At 63.5% G+C, this 20,603-nt stretch carries 19 protein-coding genes and 2 riboswitches; of the genes, 10 read left to right on the forward strand and 9 right to left on the reverse strand.

The genetic code is table 11. The features are described 5' to 3' along the window. Nucleotides 1-37: 37 nt before the first annotated feature. Nucleotides 38-1,051, reverse strand: a complete 1,014-nt coding sequence (locus AC1DU8_RS06165) for an LLM class flavin-dependent oxidoreductase (RefSeq protein WP_477665652.1) — start codon at nt 1,049-1,051, stop codon at nt 38-40. A gap of 471 nt (nt 1,052-1,522) precedes the next feature. Between AC1DU8_RS06165 and AC1DU8_RS06170 the strand changes: the two genes are divergently transcribed. Beyond that, a complete protein-coding gene (locus AC1DU8_RS06170) occupies nt 1,523-2,398 on the forward strand; it encodes an alpha/beta fold hydrolase (protein ID WP_457280123.1) in 876 nt (291 codons plus the stop codon). Between the two features lie 3 nt (nt 2,399-2,401). Here AC1DU8_RS06170 and AC1DU8_RS06175 read toward each other — a convergent pair whose 3' ends face one another. Next, entirely contained in the window at nt 2,402-2,812 is a 411-nt protein-coding gene (locus AC1DU8_RS06175; RefSeq protein ID WP_457280124.1) for an FKBP-type peptidyl-prolyl cis-trans isomerase, read from the reverse strand. A gap of 283 nt (nt 2,813-3,095) precedes the next feature. On the opposite strand from AC1DU8_RS06175, the gene AC1DU8_RS06180 reads away from it, so the two are divergent. From AC1DU8_RS06180 to AC1DU8_RS06220, 9 genes are all read left to right on the forward strand, one after another. Continuing rightward, a complete protein-coding gene (locus AC1DU8_RS06180) occupies nt 3,096-3,803 on the forward strand; it encodes a FadR/GntR family transcriptional regulator (RefSeq protein WP_477665654.1) in 708 nt (235 codons plus the stop codon). Nucleotides 3,804-4,038: 235 nt separating this feature from the next. Beyond that, entirely contained in the window at nt 4,039-5,613 is a 1,575-nt protein-coding gene (locus tag AC1DU8_RS06185) for a sugar ABC transporter ATP-binding protein (RefSeq protein WP_477727037.1), read from the forward strand. Between the two features lie 31 nt (nt 5,614-5,644). Beyond that, on the forward strand, nt 5,645-6,628 hold the full coding sequence (locus AC1DU8_RS06190; RefSeq protein WP_457280126.1) for an ABC transporter permease: 984 nt from the start codon (nt 5,645-5,647) through the stop codon (nt 6,626-6,628). A gap of 68 nt (nt 6,629-6,696) precedes the next feature. After that, nucleotides 6,697-7,641, forward strand: coding sequence for an ABC transporter substrate-binding protein (locus AC1DU8_RS06195; RefSeq protein ID WP_457280127.1), 945 nt, complete (start codon nt 6,697-6,699; stop codon nt 7,639-7,641). Between the two features lie 50 nt (nt 7,642-7,691). After that, nucleotides 7,692-8,699 (forward strand): aldo/keto reductase, encoded by a 1,008-nt coding sequence (locus tag AC1DU8_RS06200; RefSeq protein ID WP_457280128.1) that lies wholly within the window; start codon nt 7,692-7,694, stop codon nt 8,697-8,699. Between the two features lie 132 nt (nt 8,700-8,831). Next, nucleotides 8,832-9,161: an L-rhamnose mutarotase gene (locus AC1DU8_RS06205; RefSeq protein ID WP_457280129.1), complete on the forward strand. Its 330-nt coding sequence runs from the start codon at nt 8,832-8,834 to the stop codon at nt 9,159-9,161. Between the two features lie 22 nt (nt 9,162-9,183). After that, nucleotides 9,184-10,194 (forward strand): zinc-binding alcohol dehydrogenase family protein, encoded by a 1,011-nt coding sequence (locus AC1DU8_RS06210; protein ID WP_457280130.1) that lies wholly within the window; start codon nt 9,184-9,186, stop codon nt 10,192-10,194. Between the two features lie 13 nt (nt 10,195-10,207). After that, nucleotides 10,208-11,356 (forward strand): mannitol dehydrogenase family protein, encoded by a 1,149-nt coding sequence (locus AC1DU8_RS06215; protein ID WP_457280131.1) that lies wholly within the window; start codon nt 10,208-10,210, stop codon nt 11,354-11,356. Between the two features lie 172 nt (nt 11,357-11,528). Next, on the forward strand, nt 11,529-12,296 hold the full coding sequence (locus tag AC1DU8_RS06220) for a transglutaminase-like domain-containing protein (protein ID WP_457280132.1): 768 nt from the start codon (nt 11,529-11,531) through the stop codon (nt 12,294-12,296). Nucleotides 12,297-12,307: 11 nt separating this feature from the next. Here AC1DU8_RS06220 and AC1DU8_RS06225 read toward each other — a convergent pair whose 3' ends face one another. From AC1DU8_RS06225 to AC1DU8_RS06255, 7 genes are all read right to left on the reverse strand, one after another. Further along, the gene (locus AC1DU8_RS06225; protein ID WP_457280133.1) at nt 12,308-13,063 is read right to left on the reverse strand and encodes a sulfite exporter TauE/SafE family protein; all 756 of its coding nucleotides are present in this window, start codon (nt 13,061-13,063) and stop codon (nt 12,308-12,310) included. A 1-nt stretch (nt 13,064) separates the two neighbouring features. Then, entirely contained in the window at nt 13,065-15,959 is a 2,895-nt protein-coding gene (gcvP, locus tag AC1DU8_RS06230; protein ID WP_457280134.1) for an aminomethyl-transferring glycine dehydrogenase, read from the reverse strand. Between the two features lie 58 nt (nt 15,960-16,017). Beyond that, a complete protein-coding gene (gcvH, locus tag AC1DU8_RS06235; RefSeq protein WP_457280135.1) occupies nt 16,018-16,383 on the reverse strand; it encodes a glycine cleavage system protein GcvH in 366 nt (121 codons plus the stop codon). A 54-nt stretch (nt 16,384-16,437) separates the two neighbouring features. After that, nucleotides 16,438-17,598, reverse strand: coding sequence for a glycine cleavage system aminomethyltransferase GcvT (gcvT, locus tag AC1DU8_RS06240; RefSeq protein WP_457280136.1), 1,161 nt, complete (start codon nt 17,596-17,598; stop codon nt 16,438-16,440). 55 nt (nt 17,599-17,653) lie between these two features. After that, nucleotides 17,654-17,757, reverse strand: a riboswitch (glycine riboswitch). 21 nt (nt 17,758-17,778) lie between these two features. After that, nucleotides 17,779-17,894, reverse strand: a riboswitch (glycine riboswitch). Between the two features lie 27 nt (nt 17,895-17,921). Further along, nucleotides 17,922-18,491 (reverse strand): hypothetical protein, encoded by a 570-nt coding sequence (locus AC1DU8_RS06245; protein ID WP_477665657.1) that lies wholly within the window; start codon nt 18,489-18,491, stop codon nt 17,922-17,924. A 72-nt stretch (nt 18,492-18,563) separates the two neighbouring features. After that, nucleotides 18,564-19,841 (reverse strand): TRAP transporter large permease, encoded by a 1,278-nt coding sequence (locus AC1DU8_RS06250; RefSeq protein ID WP_477665658.1) that lies wholly within the window; start codon nt 19,839-19,841, stop codon nt 18,564-18,566. 202 nt (nt 19,842-20,043) lie between these two features. Further along, a complete protein-coding gene (locus tag AC1DU8_RS06255; RefSeq protein WP_477665659.1) occupies nt 20,044-20,538 on the reverse strand; it encodes a TRAP transporter small permease in 495 nt (164 codons plus the stop codon). Nucleotides 20,539-20,603: the final 65 nt, after the last annotated feature.

Consider the following 20,603-nt stretch of genomic DNA (forward strand, 5'->3'; position numbering starts at 1 on the left):
ATAGGAGTATGCGCGAGCAGCTATCAAAACAGTAGCGCTATGCGCGGCGCTGGTTTCCTTGCTGCAGTCTGTCCCGCACTTGTGCAGTGATTTCCAGGGAGCGCCGGGCGATGGCGGGGTCGTAAATGTGAGTGGTCACCATCAGTTCATCGGCCCGGGTGTCCTCGATGAAGCGCTGAAGCTGGTTTTCAACCGTTGCCGCCGAACCTGCGACGGCATAGCGCAGCATACGCTGCGCGCCGGCTTTCTCGGCCGGTGACCAGTAGCTTTCGATGTTGTCGATAGGCGGCGGCATCGGCCCCGGCGTGCCGCGCAACAGGTTGGTCATGGCCTGCTGCACGGAGGTGAGCTGGTAGCGTGCCGCTTCGTCCGTTTCGGCCGCGACGACATTGGCCACCACCATGGCATAAGGTTTGGCGAGCTGCGCGGAAGGCCTGAAGCCGCTGCGGTACAGGTCCAGCGCCTGCATCAGCATGTCGGGTGCGAAATGCGATGCGAAGGCAAAGGGCAGACCCAGCATGGCAGCGAGCTGGGCACCGAAGAGGCTGGAGCCCAGCAGCCACAGTGGTACCTTGAGGCCCGCGCCCGGCACGGCGCGGATTTTCTGGCCGGGCTCTAGCGGTTCAAAATAGGCCTGCAGTTCCTCGACGTCCTGCGGAAAGGTGTCGGCGTTGTTCTGGTTGTCACGCCGCAGCGCGCGTGCGGTGAGCTGGTCGGTGCCCGGTGCGCGTCCCAGCCCGAGGTCGATACGGCCAGGGTACAGCGAAGCCAGCGTGCCGAACTGCTCGGCGATCACCAGCGGCGAGTGGTTGGGCAGCATCACCCCGCCGGAGCCTACGCGTATGGTTTGCGTGCCGCCCGCCACATGGCCGATGACCACCGCGGTGGCGGCGCTGGCGATGCCGGGGTTGTTGTGATGCTCGGCCAGCCAGAAGCGCTTGAAACCCAGTTGTTCGGCATGCCGGGCCAGGGCCAGGGTGCTGCGAAAGGCATCGGCGGCAGTGGCGCCCGTGACGATGGGGGACAGGTCGAGGACTGAAAAGGGGATCATGTTTTTGCGCCCTCTCCCCGAAGGAGTGGGAGTGAAGAGGAAGCGAGCCGGCCTGAATTCATGGATGTTGTTGTAAGGGTGCCGGGCCAGTTTAGGAGCTTGGCGATGGCCGCATGAGGGGCAGGGTATAAGAACCTGTTTACGGTCTAAACGAGGCCGCGCAAGCCCCTTCTCGGGATGGGATGCAAGGCGCGGTGCGACGCCCATAGCACAGCTATGGGTTAGCATCGCAACGCCGCAGAGCGCCCGAGAAGGGGCTTGCCCTTCGGGTTGGGGTGACGCAAACGCGGTCGCGTTTGCATCCCCATTGGGGCAGCTGCACGACGCCCAGCCGGCCGGCTGGGCGGTCGGGCGATTGAGCCACCCAGGCCCCTGCATGGGCATTAGCCCATGCAAGGGCCCGGTCGGCCCACTCATCCCGATTGCACCCCAACGCGGCTCCGTTTAGACCGTAAACAGGTTCTATCTCCCATGACAGATTCGGCAAACATTGAGCTGCCCTCCGAAGCGCTTGCGATGCTGCGCACGGCCAGCCGTTTTGAAACCCCTTGCGGCGACGGCACCATGGTCTGGCACACGTGGGGCCAGGCCACGCGCCGGCCCGGGCTCGCGCCCCTGGTGCTGCTGCACGGCGGCAGCGGCAGCTGGATGCACTGGCTGCGCAACATCCCCGCGCTGGCCGCGTCGGGCCGCTGGGTGCTGGTGCCCGACCTTCCCGGTTTTGGCGATTCGGCCGCGCCTTTACGGGGCACCGATGCCGACGTGCTGCCCGAACCGGTCGAGCAAGGGCTGGCCCTGCTGGCGGGCGAGGCGGCCTGCGACCTCGTGGGATTTTCCTTTGGCGGCATGGTGGCCGGCTTTGTGGCGGAGCGCTTCCCCGCCCGGGCGGCGCGTGTGGTGCTGGTGGGTGCGCCCGGCCTGGGTGTCGCGCCCGAAAAAGCCATACGCCTGCGCGCATGGCGGCATATCACCGATGCGGGCCAGCGCGACGAGATCCATCGCCACAACCTCGCGGCGCTGATGCTGTACCGCGCGGACGCGATCAACGAACTGGCCTTGCGCCTGCACATCGCCAACGTGCTGCGCGACCGCATGAAGGGCCGCAGCCTGGCGCGCACCGGCGCGCTGGCTCAGTCACTGGCGCGGCTGCGCTGCCCGGTGTGGGCGATTTACGGGGAAGAGGATGCGCTGTACCGCGGCAAGCTTGATGGGCTGCGGGCAGCCCTGGAGCGAGCTGCGGACTTCAGGGGCCTGGCCCTGGTCGAAGGCGCCGGCCACTGGCTGCAGTTCGAGCGCGCGGAGGCCTTCGACAAAGCCCTCCTCACGACGCTCGAAGCGCCTCTTTAGCTTTTACTTTTCAATCGCGAGCAGTTCGATGTCGAAGGTCAGCGTGGCATTGGGTGGCACCACGCCGCCGGCGCCGCGGTCGCCATAGGCCGTGGCGGGTGGACAGGTCAGTGTGGCCTTGCCGCCGACCTTGATCTTCTGCACGCCTTCGGTCCAGCATGGCACCACGCGGTTCAGCGGGAAGGTGGCGGGCGCGCCGCGCTTGTAAGAGCTGTCAAATTCCTTGCCGTCGGCCAGCGTGCCGCGGTAGTGCACCTTGACGGTGTCCGTCGCTTTGGGCTGCGCGCCGGTGCCGTCGGTGCTGTGCACGATCTTCACGCCGCTGGGCAGGGTCTCGGCCGGGGCGGCGGCAAGGGCGGTGCTGGACAGGGCAATGGAGGCCAGGGCGATGAGCGCGGCGGTCAATGTCTTCATGGAGGTCATGCTTTCGTGGCTATGGGGTAATCGGAGAGGGTGACCTGGATTATCGTCCTGGCTCTCGCCTTGCCTCAGTGGTGCCGGCTCGCCTATCTCAGGTTGTCAGGTCGCTGAGCTGGATCCTGAGGGGGCGGAAGGTATGAGTGGTACTCCAGCCAATCAAAATTGGCTCAAATTGGTAACGTCAGCGTGAAAAATTTTGCATTGGCCTTACCAGTTCGAACCATAACCTCATAGCAAAAACCGCCGTCGCATAAACTGCACTTCACGCGGAGGATTCATGCTGGACCAACTCAAACAGGTCGACAACCGTCGGCTCTACCAACAAATTGCCGAGCAGATTCGCGCCTTCATTGACAAGGGCAACTACACCGCGGGTGCGCGGTTGCCGCCGGAGCGCGATCTGGCCCTGCAGCTGGGCGTCTCTCGCCCCTCGGTGCGCGAGGCACTGATTGCACTGGAAATTGAGGGCAGCGTGGAAGTGCGCATGGGCGCCGGCGTGTATGTCTGCAGCGCGGCCCAGCGCAAGCCGCAGTCCCTGGCTGCCATGGGCGAAAGCCCGATCGAACTGATGCAGGCACGCGCCGCCCTTGAGGGCACCATCGTGCTGCAGGCCTGCGCCAGGGCCACGCCCGAAGCACTGTTGGCACTGCGCCAGATTCTGGATAACATGCTGTCCGCCATGGCGCAAAACCGCTCGCCCCTGGCCTTTGACCGGCAGTTTCACCAAACGATTGCAGCCATGACAGGCAACTCCGTGCTGGAGCGGCTGGTGGGCGAGCTGTTTGACGAGCGCCACAGCCCGATTGCCGCGCGCCTGAGCGCGCATTCCGAATCGGGCCAAAGCTGGGCGATTGCGCTGCAGGAGCATGAAGCCATCTTGCGCGCCCTGGAGAACCGGGACGTACTGGCCGCACAGAACGCCATGCGCATGCATCTGCAAGCCTCCGAACAGCGCTGGGTCGAGAACCGCCGTGAATGGTCATGAGCTAGGGCCTGTTAACCTTTACCCCCTGTATCCGTGGTCAGGCCTGTGCAATTGCGCAGGCTTTTTCCCGTTTTTTTCACCCCGATTTTGATCCCGGATCACGGGTAAGCACCAATACACACGCACTTCCCGGTAAGGCCAAATACGCCACATCGTGTCAGGTGGCCTTACCAATTTGCAGGGCGGCAGATTCATCCCTCCCGGTCCCCTGACCTACCAAGAGGAGTTCGCATTGCTGTCTTCCGTGTCCGATCCGGTTCGTCCCGACGCGCCCAGCCCCGCCGAGGTCGGCGTACTGTTGCGCCTGGAAGGGATTACCAAACGCTTCCCGGGGGTGCTGGCGCTGGATGGTGTGGGCTTTGAGGTGCGAAGCGGCGAGGTACACGCGGTATGCGGCGAAAACGGCGCAGGCAAATCGACGCTGATGAAGGTGATCAGCGGCCAGTACCAGCCCGATGCGGGGGCCCTGTACTACCGCGGCGAGGTCTGTCAGTTCCAATCCACCGCCGAATCCCAGGCTGTCGGCATTGCCATCATTCACCAGGAGCTGAACCTGGCTCCGCACCTCACGGTGGCCGAAAACATTTACCTGGCCCGCGAGCCACGCAAAGGCTGGCTGATCGACCGGGCGGCACTGCGCCGCCAGGCAAAGCAATGCCTGGACCGCTTGGGGCAGGACATCTCACCGGACGCCCTGGTCAAAACCCTCTCGGTCGCCCAACAGCAGATGGTGGAAATTGCCAAGGCGCTGTCGCTCAACGCCCAGGTGCTCATCATGGACGAGCCGACCTCGTCCCTCACGGAGTCGGAGACCGAGAAGCTGTTTGCCATCATCCACGAGCTCAAGCGTACGGGGGTGGGCATTGTCTACATCTCCCACCGCCTCGACGAACTGGCGCTCATCGTGGACCGGGTCACCGTCTTGCGCGACGGACGCTACGTGTCCACCGAACGCCTGGCCGACACCAGCGTGGAAGAGATCGTGGCAAGGATGGTGGGGCGCTCGCTGGACGATGTATTCCCCAAAAGAACGTCCGTGCCCACGACCGACGTGTTGTTGCGCGTGCAAGGCCTGACACGCCAGGGTGTGTTTCACGACGTGAACTTTGAACTGCGCCGTGGCGAAATCCTGGGTTTTGCGGGGCTCATGGGGGCTGGCCGCACCGAGGTCGCTCGCGCCATTTTTGGTGCCGACCCCATCGACGCCGGCGAGGTGTTTCTGGCCGGGCAGCGTCTCACCATTCACTCGCCACGGGATGCCGTGCGCCAGGGACTGGCCTATCTGTCAGAGGACCGCAAGCACGACGGGCTGGCACTGAAGATGAATGTGGCGCAAAACATCACACTGGCCCACATGGAAGCCGTGTCCAACCGTGCGGGCATGATCCAGTTTGCGAAGGAGCAGGATGCCGCACGCCATTACATCGGCGCTCTCGACATTCGCACGCCCAGCAGCAGCCAGATCGTGCGCCTGCTCTCGGGGGGCAACCAGCAGAAGCTCGTGATCAGCAAATGGCTGTTCCGTCAATCACGCGTGCTGTTCTTTGACGAGCCCACACGCGGCATTGATGTGGGCGCCAAGTACGCGATCTACCAGTTGCTGGACCAGCTCGCAGGCCAGGGCATTGGCGTCGTGATGATCAGCTCCGAGCTGCCCGAAATCATGGGGATGACCGACCGTGTCGCGATCTTCCATGAAGGCCGCCTGGTCACCATCCTCCCCACCCGCGAGACCGATCAGGAGGAGGTCATGCACTACGCCTCCGGCCGCAGCGTGCCGCCCCTGCAAGCCGACCAGCTGACCCACTGAACCCTCCAGGACTTCTTTCCCGAACCACACCATGACCGAACAACAACAAGACCTGTTTCAGAAATTTGCCGCGCTGGCCAGCCTGCTGGGACTCATCGCCATCTTCTCGTTCACCAGCAACGCCTTCTTCAGCGTGGGCAATGGCATGACCGTGGCGCTGCAGGTGACATCCATTGCCTACCTCGGCATCGCAGCAACCTGCGTGATCATCACGGGGGGTATTGATCTCTCGGTAGGTGCCATCCTGGCACTGTCCGGCGTCGTGGCCGCCATGCTGGTCAAGGCGGGCGCGCCCGTGCCGCTGGGCATGTTTGCCGGCCTGCTGGTCGGTGCCCTGTGCGGGCTGATCAACGGCCTGTGTGTGACGGTGCTCAAACTGCCGCCCTTTATTGCCACCCTGGGAATGATGCTGGTGGCACGCGGCGTGGCCTTGCAGCTGACCGATGCCCGCGCCATCAGCGGCCTGGGCGACAGCTTCGCAGAACTGGGCAACGGAGCCTTGTTCCGCATCGTCAATATCGGTGCGGACGGCTTCCCCGATGTGGTGTTCGTCGGCATTCCCTATCCCGTGGTGCTCATGATCGTGCTGGCGCTGGCCGTCTCCGTCCTGCTTAACCGTGCCACGCTGGGCCGCCATCTGTACGCCATCGGCTCCAACCTGGAAGCCGCCCGGCTCTCGGGCGTGAACGTCAACGGCGTGACGCTGTTTGCCTATGTGCTTTCCGGTTTGCTGGCCGGGCTGACCGGTTGCGTGCTGATGTCACGCCTGGTCACGGCCCAGCCCAGCGAGGGCCTGATGTACGAACTTGATGCCATTGCCGCCGCGGTGATAGGCGGGACCTCGCTCACGGGTGGTGTGGGCACGGTGTCGGGCACCGTCATTGGCGCGTTCGTGATTGGCATCCTGCGCAACGGTTTGAACATGAGCGGCGTGTCCGCTTTCACTCAACAAATTCTGATTGGCGTCGTCATCCTGCTGGCCGTATGGATCGACCAGATGCGCCATCGCAAGTGATCCCTACCGGCAGGGCTTACCGGGACTTCGAGAGACAACCTCCACAACCACTACCCATGAGGAAAGAAATGAAAAAATTTGTCCACACACTGATCGCAGCCGCCCTGGTGGCTGCGTCGTCGATGGCTATGGCCGCCGACAAGGAAATTGCCGTCATCGTGAAGACCGCCAACTCGGACTTCTGGCAAAACGTGAAGAAGGGTGCCAACGCTGCCGTGGGAAATCTCAAGGGCTACACCGCCACCTTCCAGGGCGCAGCATCCGACACCGACCTGGCCGGGCAGGTGGCCCTGGTGGAAAACGCCGTGAACCGCAAGGTCGCCGGCATCGTGCTGGCCCCGTCGGATCCGGATGCCTTGATCCCCGCCATGAAAAAAGCCTGGGAAGCCAAGATTCCTGTGGTGTTGATTGACTCCGCCGCATCGGATTCCGGCAAGGCTTACTACCAGTCCTTCCTGGCCACCGACAACAAGACTGCCGGAGAAATGTCCGCCAAGACGCTGATCGAGAAAGTCGGTACCACCGGCAAAATTGCCGTCATGTCCTACACCGCGGGCTCGGGCTCCGAAATCGGCCGCGTGGGAGGTTTCACCGACTACATCAAGAAGCATTCCAAGCTGCAGATCGTGGGCCCCTTCTACTCCAACTCGCAGATGGGTACCGCACTGAACCAGACCACCGACGTGCTGGCCGCCAACCCCGACCTCAAGGGCATCTTCGGCGCCAACGAACCCACCGCTATCGGCATGGGCCGCGCACTGGTTCAGTCGGGCAAAGCCGGCAAGGTGGTCGCCATTGGCTTTGACGGAAACTCCGACCTGCAAGGCTTTGTGAAAGACGGCACCATCGAGGCGATTGCCGTGCAAAGCGCCTTTGAGATGGGCAACCTCGGCGTAAAGACGGTGGCGGAAATCGTGGCAGGCAAGAAAGTGCCCGCCTTCCGCGATACCGGTGTGTTGATGGTGACCAAGAAAAACATCGACACGCCCGCAGCCAAGAACGTTCTCTACTAAACCGTTCCAACCCAAGGACCCTCCGGCACCGGCTGCCGGAGGATGGGCATATGCACACCACGGATCTGAAACTCCTTCCCCGCGTGGACCTGCGGCTGACAGCCCTGGGCCTCGGCTGTTCGCAAATGGGGGGCCTGTACCGTGCCACCAGCGCCCGCGAGGTAGAGGAGGTCTTTGCGAACGCCTGGGCGGCCGGCGTGCGCTATTTCGACACGGCACCCTACTACGGCTACACCCGCTCCGAGCACCGCCTGGGCGCCCAGCTGGCCGACTGCCCCCGGCACGAATATGTAGTCAGCACCAAAGTGGGCCGCCTGCTGCGTCCTGATGCCAGTGTGACTGCTGGCGATGGCGGATGGGCCAACCCCTACCCGTTTCGCCCGCAGTATGACTACAGCTACAGCGGCGTGATGCGCTCATTCGAGGACAGCCAGCAACGGTTGGGTCTGGCCCACATCGACATCCTGTACGTACACGACATCGGCCGCGACACCCACGGCGAACAGCATGCGCATTACTGGCAACAATTGACCACGGGGGGCGGCTTCCGCGCGCTGGACGAATTGCGCGCAAGCGGTGCCACCAAGGCAGTGGGCCTGGGCGTGAACGAATGGCAGGTGGTGATGGACAGCATGCAGGAGTTCGACCTGGACTGCACCATGCTGGCCGGGCGCTACACCCTGCTGGAGCAGGACTGCATCACCCCCTTTCTGGGCGACTGCATGCGCCGCGGCAACGCCATCGTGGTGGCCGCGCCGTTCAACTCCGGCGTCCTGGCGGGCAACACCAAATTCAATTATGCGGAAGCCCCGCCCGCCGTGGTGGCGCGCGTGCAAGCCTTGGCGCTGGCTTGCGAGGAATTCGGCGTGCCCCTGCAGGCCGCCGCACTGCAGTTTCCACTGGCGCACCCTGCGGTGGTGAGCTGCGTCACCGGCACCCGCACCGCAACCCAGCTGCAACAGAACGTCGCCTGGCTGGAGACGCCCATTCCCGCCACGCTGTGGCAGGCCCTGCGCAGCCGCGGCCTGCTGCATCCCGATGCGCCGGTACCAGTCTGAGGAAGCCCCATGCTGATCGACGCGCACCCGCATTTCTGGAATCTGGCAAACCGCACTGGCCACTGGCCGTCATCTTTGGCGGCAATGCGCGCCGCCTTTACCACCTTGGCCAACATATAGACGGAAATTGACATGCAACGAATGGGATGGGTCATTGGTATCGACCCCCGGCACATCGCCGAGTACAAGCGGCTGCACGCGGCCGTCTGGCCCGCTGTGCTGCAGCGCATTCACCAATCGCAGGTGCGCAACTACAGCATTTTTCTGCGAGAGCCGGAAAACCTGCTGTTCGGCTACTGGGAATACCACGGCCGGGACTTTGACGCGGACATGGCCGCTATCGCCGCTGATGCTGAGACGCAGCGTTGGTGGACCCTCTGCGGCCCCTGCCAACGCCCCCTTCAAACCCGCGGCCCAGGCGAGCACTGGGCCGCCATGGAATCCGTATTCCACATTGACTAACCACTTCCACCCAAGGACATCTATGCTGACAGTCATTTGCGAAACTCCCGGCGTGCTGCGCACGGTCGAAGGGGCCATGCCCATCCGCAATGAAGGCGATGTGCTGCTGCGCATCCGCCGCGTGGGGGTGTGCGGCACAGATCTGCACATCTTCACCGGCAAGCAACCCTTCCTGGCCTATCCACGCGTCATGGGCCACGAGATCGCGGGTACCGTAGAGGAAGCTCCAGCGGACGGCCCCCTTCAGGCCGGCGACAGCGTCTTCGTCATGCCTTACCTGTCGTGCGGCCGGTGTGTAGCCTGCCGCCAGGGCAAGACCAACTGCTGCGTCCACATCCAGGTGCTGGGCGTGCACCGCGACGGCGCCTTCACAGAGTATCTCAACGTACCCGCGCAGTTTGTGCGCAAGGCAGAGGGTGTCTCACTGGACCAGGCCGCCATGCTGGAATTTCTGGCTATTGGTGCCCACGCTGTACGTCGCGCCGACGTGCAGCCCGGCCAGCGTGTACTGGTGGTAGGGACGGGCCCCATCGGCATGGCTGCCTTGCTATTCGCCGGCCTGCGTGGTGGTCAGGTCACAGCGCTGGACACGCGAAAGGAGCGGGTGGAATTCTGCAAACAACACCTGGGGGCGCATGCGGGTGTTGTGATAGGTGACAACGACCTGGACGAGCTGCGCGCACTGACCGATGGAGATTTTTACGATGTCGTTTTTGACGCCACGGGCAACGCAAGGGCCATGGAGCGCGGCTTCCAGTTCATTGCCCATGGCGGCAAGTATGTGTTGGTGTCGATAGTGCTGGACAATATTACGTTCGCCGATCCGGAGTTTCATAAACGCGAAGCGACGCTGCTGGGCAGCCGCAATGCCACCATGGAAGACTTCGAAACGGTGCTTGAGGCGATGCGGGGCGGCAAAATCCCCACCGCAGCACTCAACACTCATCGCATGGCCCTGGCCGATGTACCCGCCCAGTTCGCCACCCTGCTGGACCCCACGCAGGGCGTCGTCAAGGCGCTGATCGAATGCTGACCGGAGTCTCCACGTGAGCACGCCCATCCTCCAGTTTGGCACCGGGCGCTTTCTGCAGGCGCATGCGGACCTGTTTGTGTCCGAGGCCCTGGCCCAGGGCCAGGCGCTGGGCGGCATAACCGTGGTGCAGAGCACAGACAGCCCGCAGAGCAGCGCGCGCGCCGCGGCACTGGCACATGGCTACCGCGTCGAATTGCGCGGCATGCAACATGGCCGGCGTATCGAGGAAACCGTGCAAGTGAACGCAGTACAGGCCGTCTGGCATGCCCGCCGCGACTGGACACTGTTGCGCGATGCCATGGCTACCACCGTGCAGGTCATCATCTCCAACACCGCGGACATGGGCTATGCACTGGACGACTCCGACACCGCGGCGCTGCTGCGTAGCCCGACGACGACGCCGCCGCCGCGCAGCTACCCGGCCAAGCTGGTGGCGCTTCTGCACCACCGCTGGCAGCAGCAGCCGGAGGCTCCCCTGACGCTGTACCCCTGCGAACTGGTCAACCGCAACGGGGACACGCTGCGCAACCTGGTATCCACGCTGGCACAGAGCTGGGGCGTTACGCCCGCCTTCCTTCGCTATGTGCGGGAGCACTGCGTGTGGGTCAATTCACTGGTGGACCGCATCGTGTCGTCTCCGCTGGAACCCGCCGGTGCAGTGGCCGAGCCCTATGCGCTGTGGGCCATCGAACGCCAGCCGCGCATGGTGCTTCCTTGCAGCCACCCGGCCATGGTGGTGACGGATGCACTGGCCCCCTTCGAGCAACGCAAGCTCTGGCTGCTGAACCTGGGCCACACGATATTGGCCGAACGCTGGCAGCTGCTGGGCGGTGCTGCTGACATGACCGTGATGCAGGCCATGCACACCCCGGCGCTGCGCACCCCGCTGGAGGCCGTGTGGGCCGACGAGGTGCTGCCGGTATTTGACGCCGAGGGCACAGGCCCCGAGGCCCACGCCTACCTGGTGGAATTGCGCGACCGCCTGCTCAACCCGTTTCTGGAACACCGTCTGGCCGACATTGCCAAGGACCACGCGCAGAAGAAGCTGCGCCGCCTGGCACCCGTGCTAGAGCGCGCCGTGGCGCTGCAACTGCCCATCGCACAGACCCAGCTGCGCAATGCGTTAGCTGAAACCGGAAGCACCCTGGGCACTGGTGCCTGAACCACCGGCTGGTCACCTGCGTTTGATGACATGCTGCGGCGCAACATCCGACGCCGCGAGCCCTCATGCCAGGGGCCAGTCCCTCAGCGCCCGGGCGTGGAACGGAAATTCGCCGCAATTGCGCCTCCGGGGTTACGATGCGTAAACCATTCACTCCGTCGGTGGTTCCATGGTGGCACTTGCCGCACAATTCGATTCGCCCCGCCGGCTGCATCAAAGAGCCAGCGACCGGCCGCAGGACTGGCTTGGCACAACGCCCCTGCTGGACCTGGACGACACCAAGCTGCGCCTGAAGGCTCGCTCGATTGTCCAGCTGTGCCGCACCGACCGGGACAAGGCACTGGCTATCTATCGCTTCGTCAAGCGCCTGCCTTATACCAAGCGGATCAAGCTGCAGTACCCGACCGCCCGCGACGTACTTGAGGCGCGCGGAGGCGACGGTGACGACAAGGTGACGCTGCTGATCGCGCTGATGCGCTCCGCCGGCATCCCGGCCCGTGTGCGCTACATGGAGATGCGCGGCGAGATGCTTCGCGGCCTGATCCCGCGGGCCACGCCGGCGGCGCGGCCGCTGGCGGAGTTCTGGCTGGGCCGTTGGGTGCGCACCGACACCTACATCTTCGATGCCGAATACGTGGCTGCGGCGCTCGAACGCCTGAAAGCGAACGGCTGGGAGTGCGGCTGGGGTATCCACATCAATGCCCAGCTTCTGTGGGACGGAAAGAACGACGCCTTCCTCGGCGGTGTGCCTACCGAGCAGGACCCCATGCTCACGCGGCTTCTGTGCGTGGTGAGCGATCCTCTGGAACTGGTGTCGGCATCCCTCGGGGGCAGCGGGCTGCGTTACCGTCGATCACTGCGGGCCTTGCAATGGAATGCGCTGGCTCCGACCATGATTCGGGCCATTCGTGAGCTGCGGGCCGGCTCGCGTTTTTATTGAAATGACAGGCCCTAGCCCATCCGCCGCAGCAACTCCGGCACGGATGACACCAGCATCGCCACGCCGGAGCAGGTCAGCAGGCTCAGCACCAGTCTGCGAAAGGCCAGGTCGCTGATGCCCGTGTAAACACGCCCGCCCAGCCAGGCGCAAATGAGCGCAGCAGGCGCCACGATGGCCAGCATGGGCAGCGTTTCGCGCGTGACCAGGCCGGCGGCAACATAGCTGGCCATGGTGACGGTCAGCACGGCCAGATTGAAGTTCTGGATGACGGCGCGCTGGGCACTCTTTTCGTAGCCGCGCAGGGTGCACCACAGTGTCGGAATCACACCGCTGAAACCACCCAAGGCCCCCATGAAACCACCGGCAACGCCAATCGTGCCGTCGGCGACGCGGCCCCCATGGTGAATGCGCGGGAGCTTGCCCGAAAAAAGCATGGCCGGGCACCATAGCGCCAGCAGCATGCCGAGAAACAGCTTGAAGAGCTGGACGTCAAGTTGCGGCAACAACAGCAAACCCAGCGGGAGCCCCAGCAGGCCGCCGGCCAGAAACGGCAGCAGGCGCTTCCAGTCAGTTGTGCGGCTGACCGTAAAGGCCGCCATGACCTGGCCCGTCAGGCCGCCGAACACCGCCATGACAGCCGCCAGCTTCGGGTCTATAGCCCAGGCCCAGAAAGACATGGCGACAAGGCTGAAGCCAAAACCCGACAGGCCCTGGACAAACCCCGCTGCCGCCGCCCCCGCGACGATCAGGATGATGTGAGCGTCCAACTCAGGCGTAATCACTCACGGGCACGCAGCTGCAAAAAAGGTTGCGGTCGCCGTAAACGTTGTCGACGCGGCCCACCGGCGGCCAGTATTTGACCTGCTTGAGCGAGGCCAATGGGAAGGCGCCGGTTTCGCGGGAGTAAGGGCGGTCCCAGTCAGCGCCCATCAGGCTGGCCGCGGTGTGCGGCGCATGCTTGAGCGGGTTGTTGTCTTGCGGCCATTGGCCAGCTTCGATTTTTCGGATCTCTTCGCGGATGGCGATCATCGCGTCGATGAAACGGTCCAGCTCGGCCAGGGTTTCGCTTTCGGTCGGCTCGACCATCAGGGTGCCGGGCACAGGGAAGCTCAATGTGGGCGCGTGAAAGCCGTAGTCCATCAGGCGCTTGGCCACGTCTTCGGCGGTGACGCCGCTGGTTTCCTTGAGCGGGCGCAGATCGAGAATGCATTCATGCGCGACATGGCCATTCTCGCTGGCGTATAGCGTGGGGTAGTGGTCCTTGAGGCGCGAGCTGATGTAGTTGGCGCTCAGGATGGCGACTTCAGTCGCCTGCGTCAACCCTTCTGGTCCCATCATGCGGCAGTACATCCAGCTGATGGGCAACACCGCTGCGTTACCCAGGGGGGCCGCAGAAACCGCCCCCACGCCGTTGACGGGAATGCCGGCCGTGGCATGGCCGGGCAGGTAAGGCACCAGGTCAGCCACCACGCACACCGGGCCAACGCCCGGGCCGCCGCCGCCGTGCGGGATGCAAAAGGTTTTGTGCAGGTTCAGGTGGCTCACGTCGCCGCCGAACTCGCCCGGCGCGGCCACGCCCACCAGTGCGTTCATGTTGGCGCCGTCCACGTAAACGCGTCCGCCGTGGCTGTGCACCATGGCGCAGAGCTCTTTTACCTGGGTTTCGAACACGCCATGCGTGCTGGGGTAGGTGATCATCACGCAGGCGAGGTTGGCGCTGTGCTGTTCGCACTTGGCCTTGAGGTCGGCCATGTCGACATTGCCCAGCGCGTCGCAGGCGGTCACGACGACGGTCATGCCCACCATCTGGGCGCTGGCCGGGTTGGTGCCGTGAGCCGACGAAGGGATCAGGCAGATGTTGCGATGACCCTGGCCTTTGGCTTCATGAAAGGCCTTGATGACCAGCAGGCCCGCGTACTCGCCTTGCGAGCCGGCGTTAGGCTGCAGGCTGATGCCTGCATAACCCGTGGCTTGGCACAGCCAGTCGCGCAACTGCTTGTCGAGTTCCGCATAGCCCTGCAGCTGGTCTGCGGGTGCGAAGGGGTGAATGTTGGCGAACTCCGGCCAGGTGATGGGAATCATCTCGCTGGTGGCATTGAGCTTCATGGTGCAGCTGCCCAGCGGAATCATGCTGCGGTCCAGTGCGAGATCTTTGTCGCTCAGCATGCGGATGTAGCGCAGCATGCCGGTTTCGGAGTGGTGGGTGTTGAACACCGGGTGCGACAGGAAGGCGCTGGTGCGGCGCAGGCCGGCGGGGATCAGCGACTCGATGCCCTTTTCGAAAGCGCTGACCACGGGTACGGTCTGGCCGGGCCTGGCGAAGAAGGACCAGAGCAGTTCGATGTCCTTGCGGCTGGTGGTCTCGTCCAGCGACACGCCCAGGTGATTATTCAAGCGAAAACGCAGGTTGGCGCCCGCCGAACGTGCGCGGTCAGCTATCAAATTGGTAGCGTCACCCGTCTTCACCGTGACGGAATCGAAGGCGCCTGTGTTGGTGATTTCATAGCCCAGCTCTTTGAGACCCTGCACGAAGATGGCCGTATAGGCCGCCACACGCTCGGCGATGCGCTTGAGGCCTTGCGGGCCGTGGTAGACCGCGTACATGCTGGCGATGACGGCTGGCAGCACCTGCGCGGTGCAGATGTTGGAGGTGGCTTTCTCGCGGCGGATGTGTTGCTCACGGGTTTGCAGCGCCAGGCGGTAGGTCGGGTTGCCGTGGCTGTCGATGGTCACGCCGACCAGGCGGCCGGGCAGCGAGCGCTTGAATTCGTCGCGGCAGGCAAGGTAAGCCGCGTGCGGCCCCCCGTTGCCCATGGGCATGCCGAAGCGCTGGGTGTTGCCGAGCACGATGTCGGCATCCCATTCACCGGGCGGGGCCAGCAGCGTGAGCGCCAGCAGGTCGGCCGCAACGCAGAGGGCTGCGCCATCGACATGCGCCTGGCCGGCCAGCGGGCGCAGGTCATGGATGCTGCCTGTGGTGGCGGGGTATTGCGCCAGCACGCCGAAGTAATTGCCTTCGGCCATCAGTTGCGGCACCGTGACGGCTGCCGTGCTGACCTTCACCTCGATGCCCAAGGGCTTTGCGCGGGTCTGGATCACCTCAATTGTTTGCGGGTGGCAGTCGCCTGCGACGATGAAGACATTGCTTTTGCTTTTCACGCTGCGCTTGGCCAGGGTCATGGCTTCGGCGGCGGCGGTGGCTTCGTCGAGCATGGAGGCGTTGGCGATCGGCATGCCGGTCAGGTCGCAGACCATGGTCTGGAAGTTGATCAGCGCTTCCATGCGGCCCTGCGAAATCTCAGCCTGGTAGGGCGTGTAGGCCGTGTACCAGGCGGGGTTCTCGAGGATGTTGCGCAGGATCACGCCCGGCGTGTAGGTGCCGTAGTAGCCTTGGCCAATGAAGTTCTTGAACACCTGGTTCTTGGCCGCGATGGCTTTGAGCTGCTTGAGCGCGGCCGCCTCCGTGACGGGGGCCGGGATGGCCATGGCGGTGCTGCGTGCAATCGAGCGTGGAACAATGCCTTCCACCAGCGCGCGGCGCGAGGCCGAGCCCACGATGCTGAGCATGTGGACTTCGTCGGCGTCATCGATGCCGATGTGGCGGGCGATGAATTCGGCAGGGTTTTCAAGATCGCCCAAGGGCTTGGCGGATTGCATCAACATGTCGGGTCCCGTGTCAGGCTTGGCAGCCAGGAGTCAGAAAAAAGAATCGGTCAGAAAATCAGGCAGCGAAGGCGGTGTAGCGGGTTTCGTCCATCAGCGCGTCAAGCTGCGTTGGGTCGGACAGCTTGACTTTGAAAAACCAGCCGGCGCCCATCGGGTCGCTGTTAGCGAGAGATGGGTCGTCTCTTAGGGCTTCGTTGATTTCGGTGACTTCGCCACTCAAGGGCATATACACGTCGGCCGCGGCCTTGACGGATTCGACAACACCGGCGGTTTCTTTCTGGGCGAAGGTGGTGCCGACAGCCGGCAGGTCCACAAACACCACATCGCCCAGCGCATCCTGCGCATGCACGGTGATGCCGACGGTGGCGACGTTGCCTTCAATCTTGACCCATTCGTGGTCTTCGGTGTATTTGACGGTCATGAGGTTCTCCAGGGGTTGAGTGGGGTGAATAAAACGGGGAGCTTGATCTGGTGCTTAACCGCGGTAGTAGCGGGCGGGAACGAAAGGCATGGCGGCCACTTCCATGGGCACCGGCTTGCCGCGCACGATGGCGTTCACGCGTGTGCCCAGCGCAGCGAACTCAGGTTTGATGTAACCCATGGCGACGGGCTGGTTGATGGTGGGGCCCAACAAACCGCTGGTGACTTCGCCGATAGCCATGCCGTCGGTGCTTTGCAGTTCGGTGTGGTCGCGTACAGGGACGCGCTCCAGCGCCACCAGGCCGATACGCTTGCGGGTGAGTAGGGCGGGGTCTGCCAGTTGGGCCAGGATTTTGTCCGCACCCGGAAAGCCGCCGGCACGTGCGCCGCCGGTGCGGCGGATCTTTTGCATGGCCCAGTTGAGGTTGGCCTCCACCGGCGTGGTGGTGGTGTCAATGTCGTTGCCATAGAGGCACAGGCCCGCTTCCAGCCGCAGCGAATTGCGCGCGCCCAGGCCGATGGGTTTGACTTCAGGTTGCGCGAGCAGCGCGCGTGCGAGTGCGTCAGCTTGCGAAGCAGGCACCGAGACTTCAAAGCCATCTTCACCGGTGTAGCCGCTGCGGGTGATGAAGCAGTCGCAGCCGGCCACGCTGAAGCGGCCGCCGGTCATGAATACGAGTTTTTCGACACCGGGCGCCAGGCGCTGCAAGGCAGTGACGGCCTGTGGGCCCTGCAGCGCCATCAGCGCCATTTCCGGCATGGGGATGACTTCGCAGCGCGAGCCGATCTTTGCCTGGATGTGTGCAATGTCGCCGACCTTGCAGGCGCCGTTGACGATGACAAAGAGGTCGCCGCCGTTGGCGTAGTCGCGGTTGAAGAACATCAGGTCGTCGATGATGCCGCCGTCGTCGTTCAACAGCAGGCCGTAGCGCTGCTTGCCGGCGGGCAGGTCGATCACATCAACGGGTATCAGGGATTCCAGCGCGACTGCGGCATCAGCACCCACCAGGCGTAGCTGGCCCATGTGGGACACGTCAAAAAGGCCGGCAGCCTGGCGTGTGTGGTGGTGTTCCGCCATCAGGCCCGCGGGGTACTGCACCGGCATCGAATAGCCCGCAAAAGGCACCATGCGCGCGCCAAGCTCCACATGCAGGTCATGCAGGGGCGTTTTCAACAAGGTTTCGGGGGCGGCGGAAGAGGTGGACGAATCGGACAAGGCATTCTCCAGGGGGCAAACACGGTCATGGCAAGAACTTGTTCTCAATCCATGGGCTGCCCCTGCTGTCCACTTTACCTGAGAGATTCACCCGGCGATGCAGGCTTGCTCCTTCGGTGGGCTGCCCGTGAAAGGCGGCCTCTCTCCAGTAGGGAACGCCTTGCCGCGTGGTGCGCCGCAGGGCGGTTGCCAGTCCTTTTGCCTGAGCGTTCAGTGCTACTCAAGGGGGGTGCCCCCAGGGTGCTCGTGCGCCTTCGGCGGTTTTCGCGAGGAAAACTCTCTCCTGACACCGCTGAGTGTAACGGAAGCCGCTGTCGGCTCGATCAGGCGGCCTGGTGCTGCGGCAGCAGCATGGCGATGCGCTCGCTGATGGAGTCGGCGCGCTCGTGGCCCGCGATTTTTTCGATTTCCTCGATCATTTCGCGCGAGGCGCTGAGCATGGTCTCGCGGTCTTTGGCATTGCGCAGCGCTTCGCGAAAGCGCTCGGCCATCTCCGGGTTGCGCCGGGCGAACATGCGTTCGCAGATGTCGAACAGGAACATCCGGGTTGTGGCAAGCGAGCGCTTGCCTTCAAATTGATCGGCAGAGACCTGAATGGCCTGGGTGGTTTCGGGGCTGGGAAAGTTCTGTAACTGCGCCGGCGTGAGTGTTTGGGCGGGTGCAGGCGCAGGGTTTTTTGCCGGCGCGGACGTCTTGCCGGGATGGGCTTCCAGAAAGCCGTCGCGCAAAAGGCGCAGGGCAATGGCTTCGCCGTCGCCCTCAAACAGCGGGCGGAAGTCCTGGGCCGACTTGCTGCCGTCGGCCATCAGCAGCAGGGTGCGCTCGCGCTGGCCTAGCGTTCTCACGCCGGGCTTGAGCTCGGCACGGGCGCGGTCGGTTTTGTGGAGCTGCATGGATTTCATCCTGAAATGAAACCCCGAGCATGGCTGCTGAAAATGACAGCCTCGTGAATCCCGTCCGAAAAGCTATTTTGCGTAGACGAGATCCCGCAGAGCCAGCGACAGCTGCGGGACGTAAGTGACCACCATCAGGCAAGCCAGGATGACGAGCACAAAGGGGATCAGGTGGGTCACGATGCGGTCCAGCGATATCCTGGCGACGGTGCAGGCCGCGAACAGGTTCACGCCGAAAGGCGGTGTGATCATGCCCAGGGCAAGATTGACCACCATCACCAGCCCGAAGTGCACCGGATCGATGCCGAAATGCACAGCCACTGGCGCCAGGATGGGTGCCAGAACAATGATGGCGGCGCTGGTTTCAATGAACATGCCGATGATGAACAGCGCCGCGTTAACGCCGAGCAGGAAGAGGGCGGGCGATTGCAGCACTGCTTCCAGCCAATGGCCTATGGCGTCCGGCACGCCGGCCCGGGTGATCAGAAAGGCGAACAACCCGGCATTGGCGATGATGAACATGATCACGGCGCTGGAGAGCACCGATTTGCGCAGGATGACGTACAGGTCGGCCGGCTTGATTTCGCGGTAGATCACGGTGCCGACGACCAGCGCATAAAACACCGCCACCGCCGACGCCTCGGTCGGCGTGAAAATCCCGCCGTAAATGCCGCCCAGAATAATCACCGGCATCAGCAGCGCCCAGCTGGCCTGCCAGGTCGCCTTGCCAAAGCTCAGGCGGCCGTCGCCGTCGTGCTTGCCCCAGCCCTTCCAGCGGCAGTACAGGTGCACGAACAGCATCAGCGCGCAGCCGATCAAAAGCCCCGGGCCGAAGCCGGCGATGAAGAGTTCTCCGATCGAGACCTCGGCGCTCACGCCGTAAAGAATCATGGGGATGGATGGCGGAATGATCACGCCCAGTTCTGCGCTGGTGGCCTGCAGGGCTGCGGCGTAGGCGGTGGGGTAGCCGTGCTTGATGAGCGCCGGGATCAGGATGGCGCCTATGGCGAAAGTAGTGGCCACAGAAGAGCCCGACACGGCCGCAAAAATCATGCAGGTCAGCACGCAGGTCATGGGCAGGCCGCCCTGGACGCCGCCCACAATGCTTTTGGCGAACTCGACCAGGCGGCGCGAGATGCCGCCGGTTTCCATCAGGTTGCCGGCCAGGATGAAGAAGGGGATCGCGGCCAGCGGAAACTTGTTGATCGAGGAGAACATCTCCTTGACTGAAATCAGCATGTTGGCGTTGGACGCCTGGATACCGAAGATGGACGCCAGGCCGATGGAAACGGCCACGGAAACGGTGAGTGCAAAGCACAGCACCATGGTGGAAATCATTACCGCGGTCATACTTGGCCCCCACGCTTTTCACTTCGTGTAATGCGCGAGGCCTTGCAGGCCGCGGCTCGCGAGACGCTTCGCCTCTGTCGCCCGTCCAAGCCTGCGCAGGCAGGCTTGGAGCCGCGGGCTCCAGCCCCTCTGGGGCCGCGCCTGCGGCCCGGCAAAGCCGGTTCCGCGGCCCCTGCTTGAAGGTGAAATCCAGTTTTTGTTCTCATTGTGCGGTTTCCAATTCATTCCGCTGTGGGTCGATCAGGTTGCCGATGATGCCGATCACGCAGAACATGCCGCCGACAGGCATGGCCACATAGCCCCAAAACATGGAAATGGATTCAAGGCCGGCCATGGACTGCACACGCCCGCGAAGGGAATAGTCCCAGCCCCACCAGACGATGACTGCGACGAGGAACAGGGCGGCGAGGCAGACCAGCCAGTCCAGCACCCGCCGGATGCGAGGTGGGCTCCAGCGATAGAGCACATCCACGCTGACCATGGCGCCCTGGCGGAAAGCCGTGGGAATTCCCATAAAGACCATCCAGATCAGGCTGAGGCGGATCAGAATTTCACTCCACTCTGCAGGCTGCTCGAAGACAAAACGCGTCAGGATCTGGAACACGCCGAGCCCCGATGCGATGACCAGCATCACGCAGGCCACCAGCATGGAGAAGCCGGTGGTCCACCGTTCAAGTTGGAGAAATACTTGTTTCATGGATGCGCCGATACATGAGGAGAATTGAAAATTTCAATGAAAACGCCCGCAGACCAATGGTGGCG

It is taken from the genome of Polaromonas sp. P3_A5, from assembly GCF_056403055.1.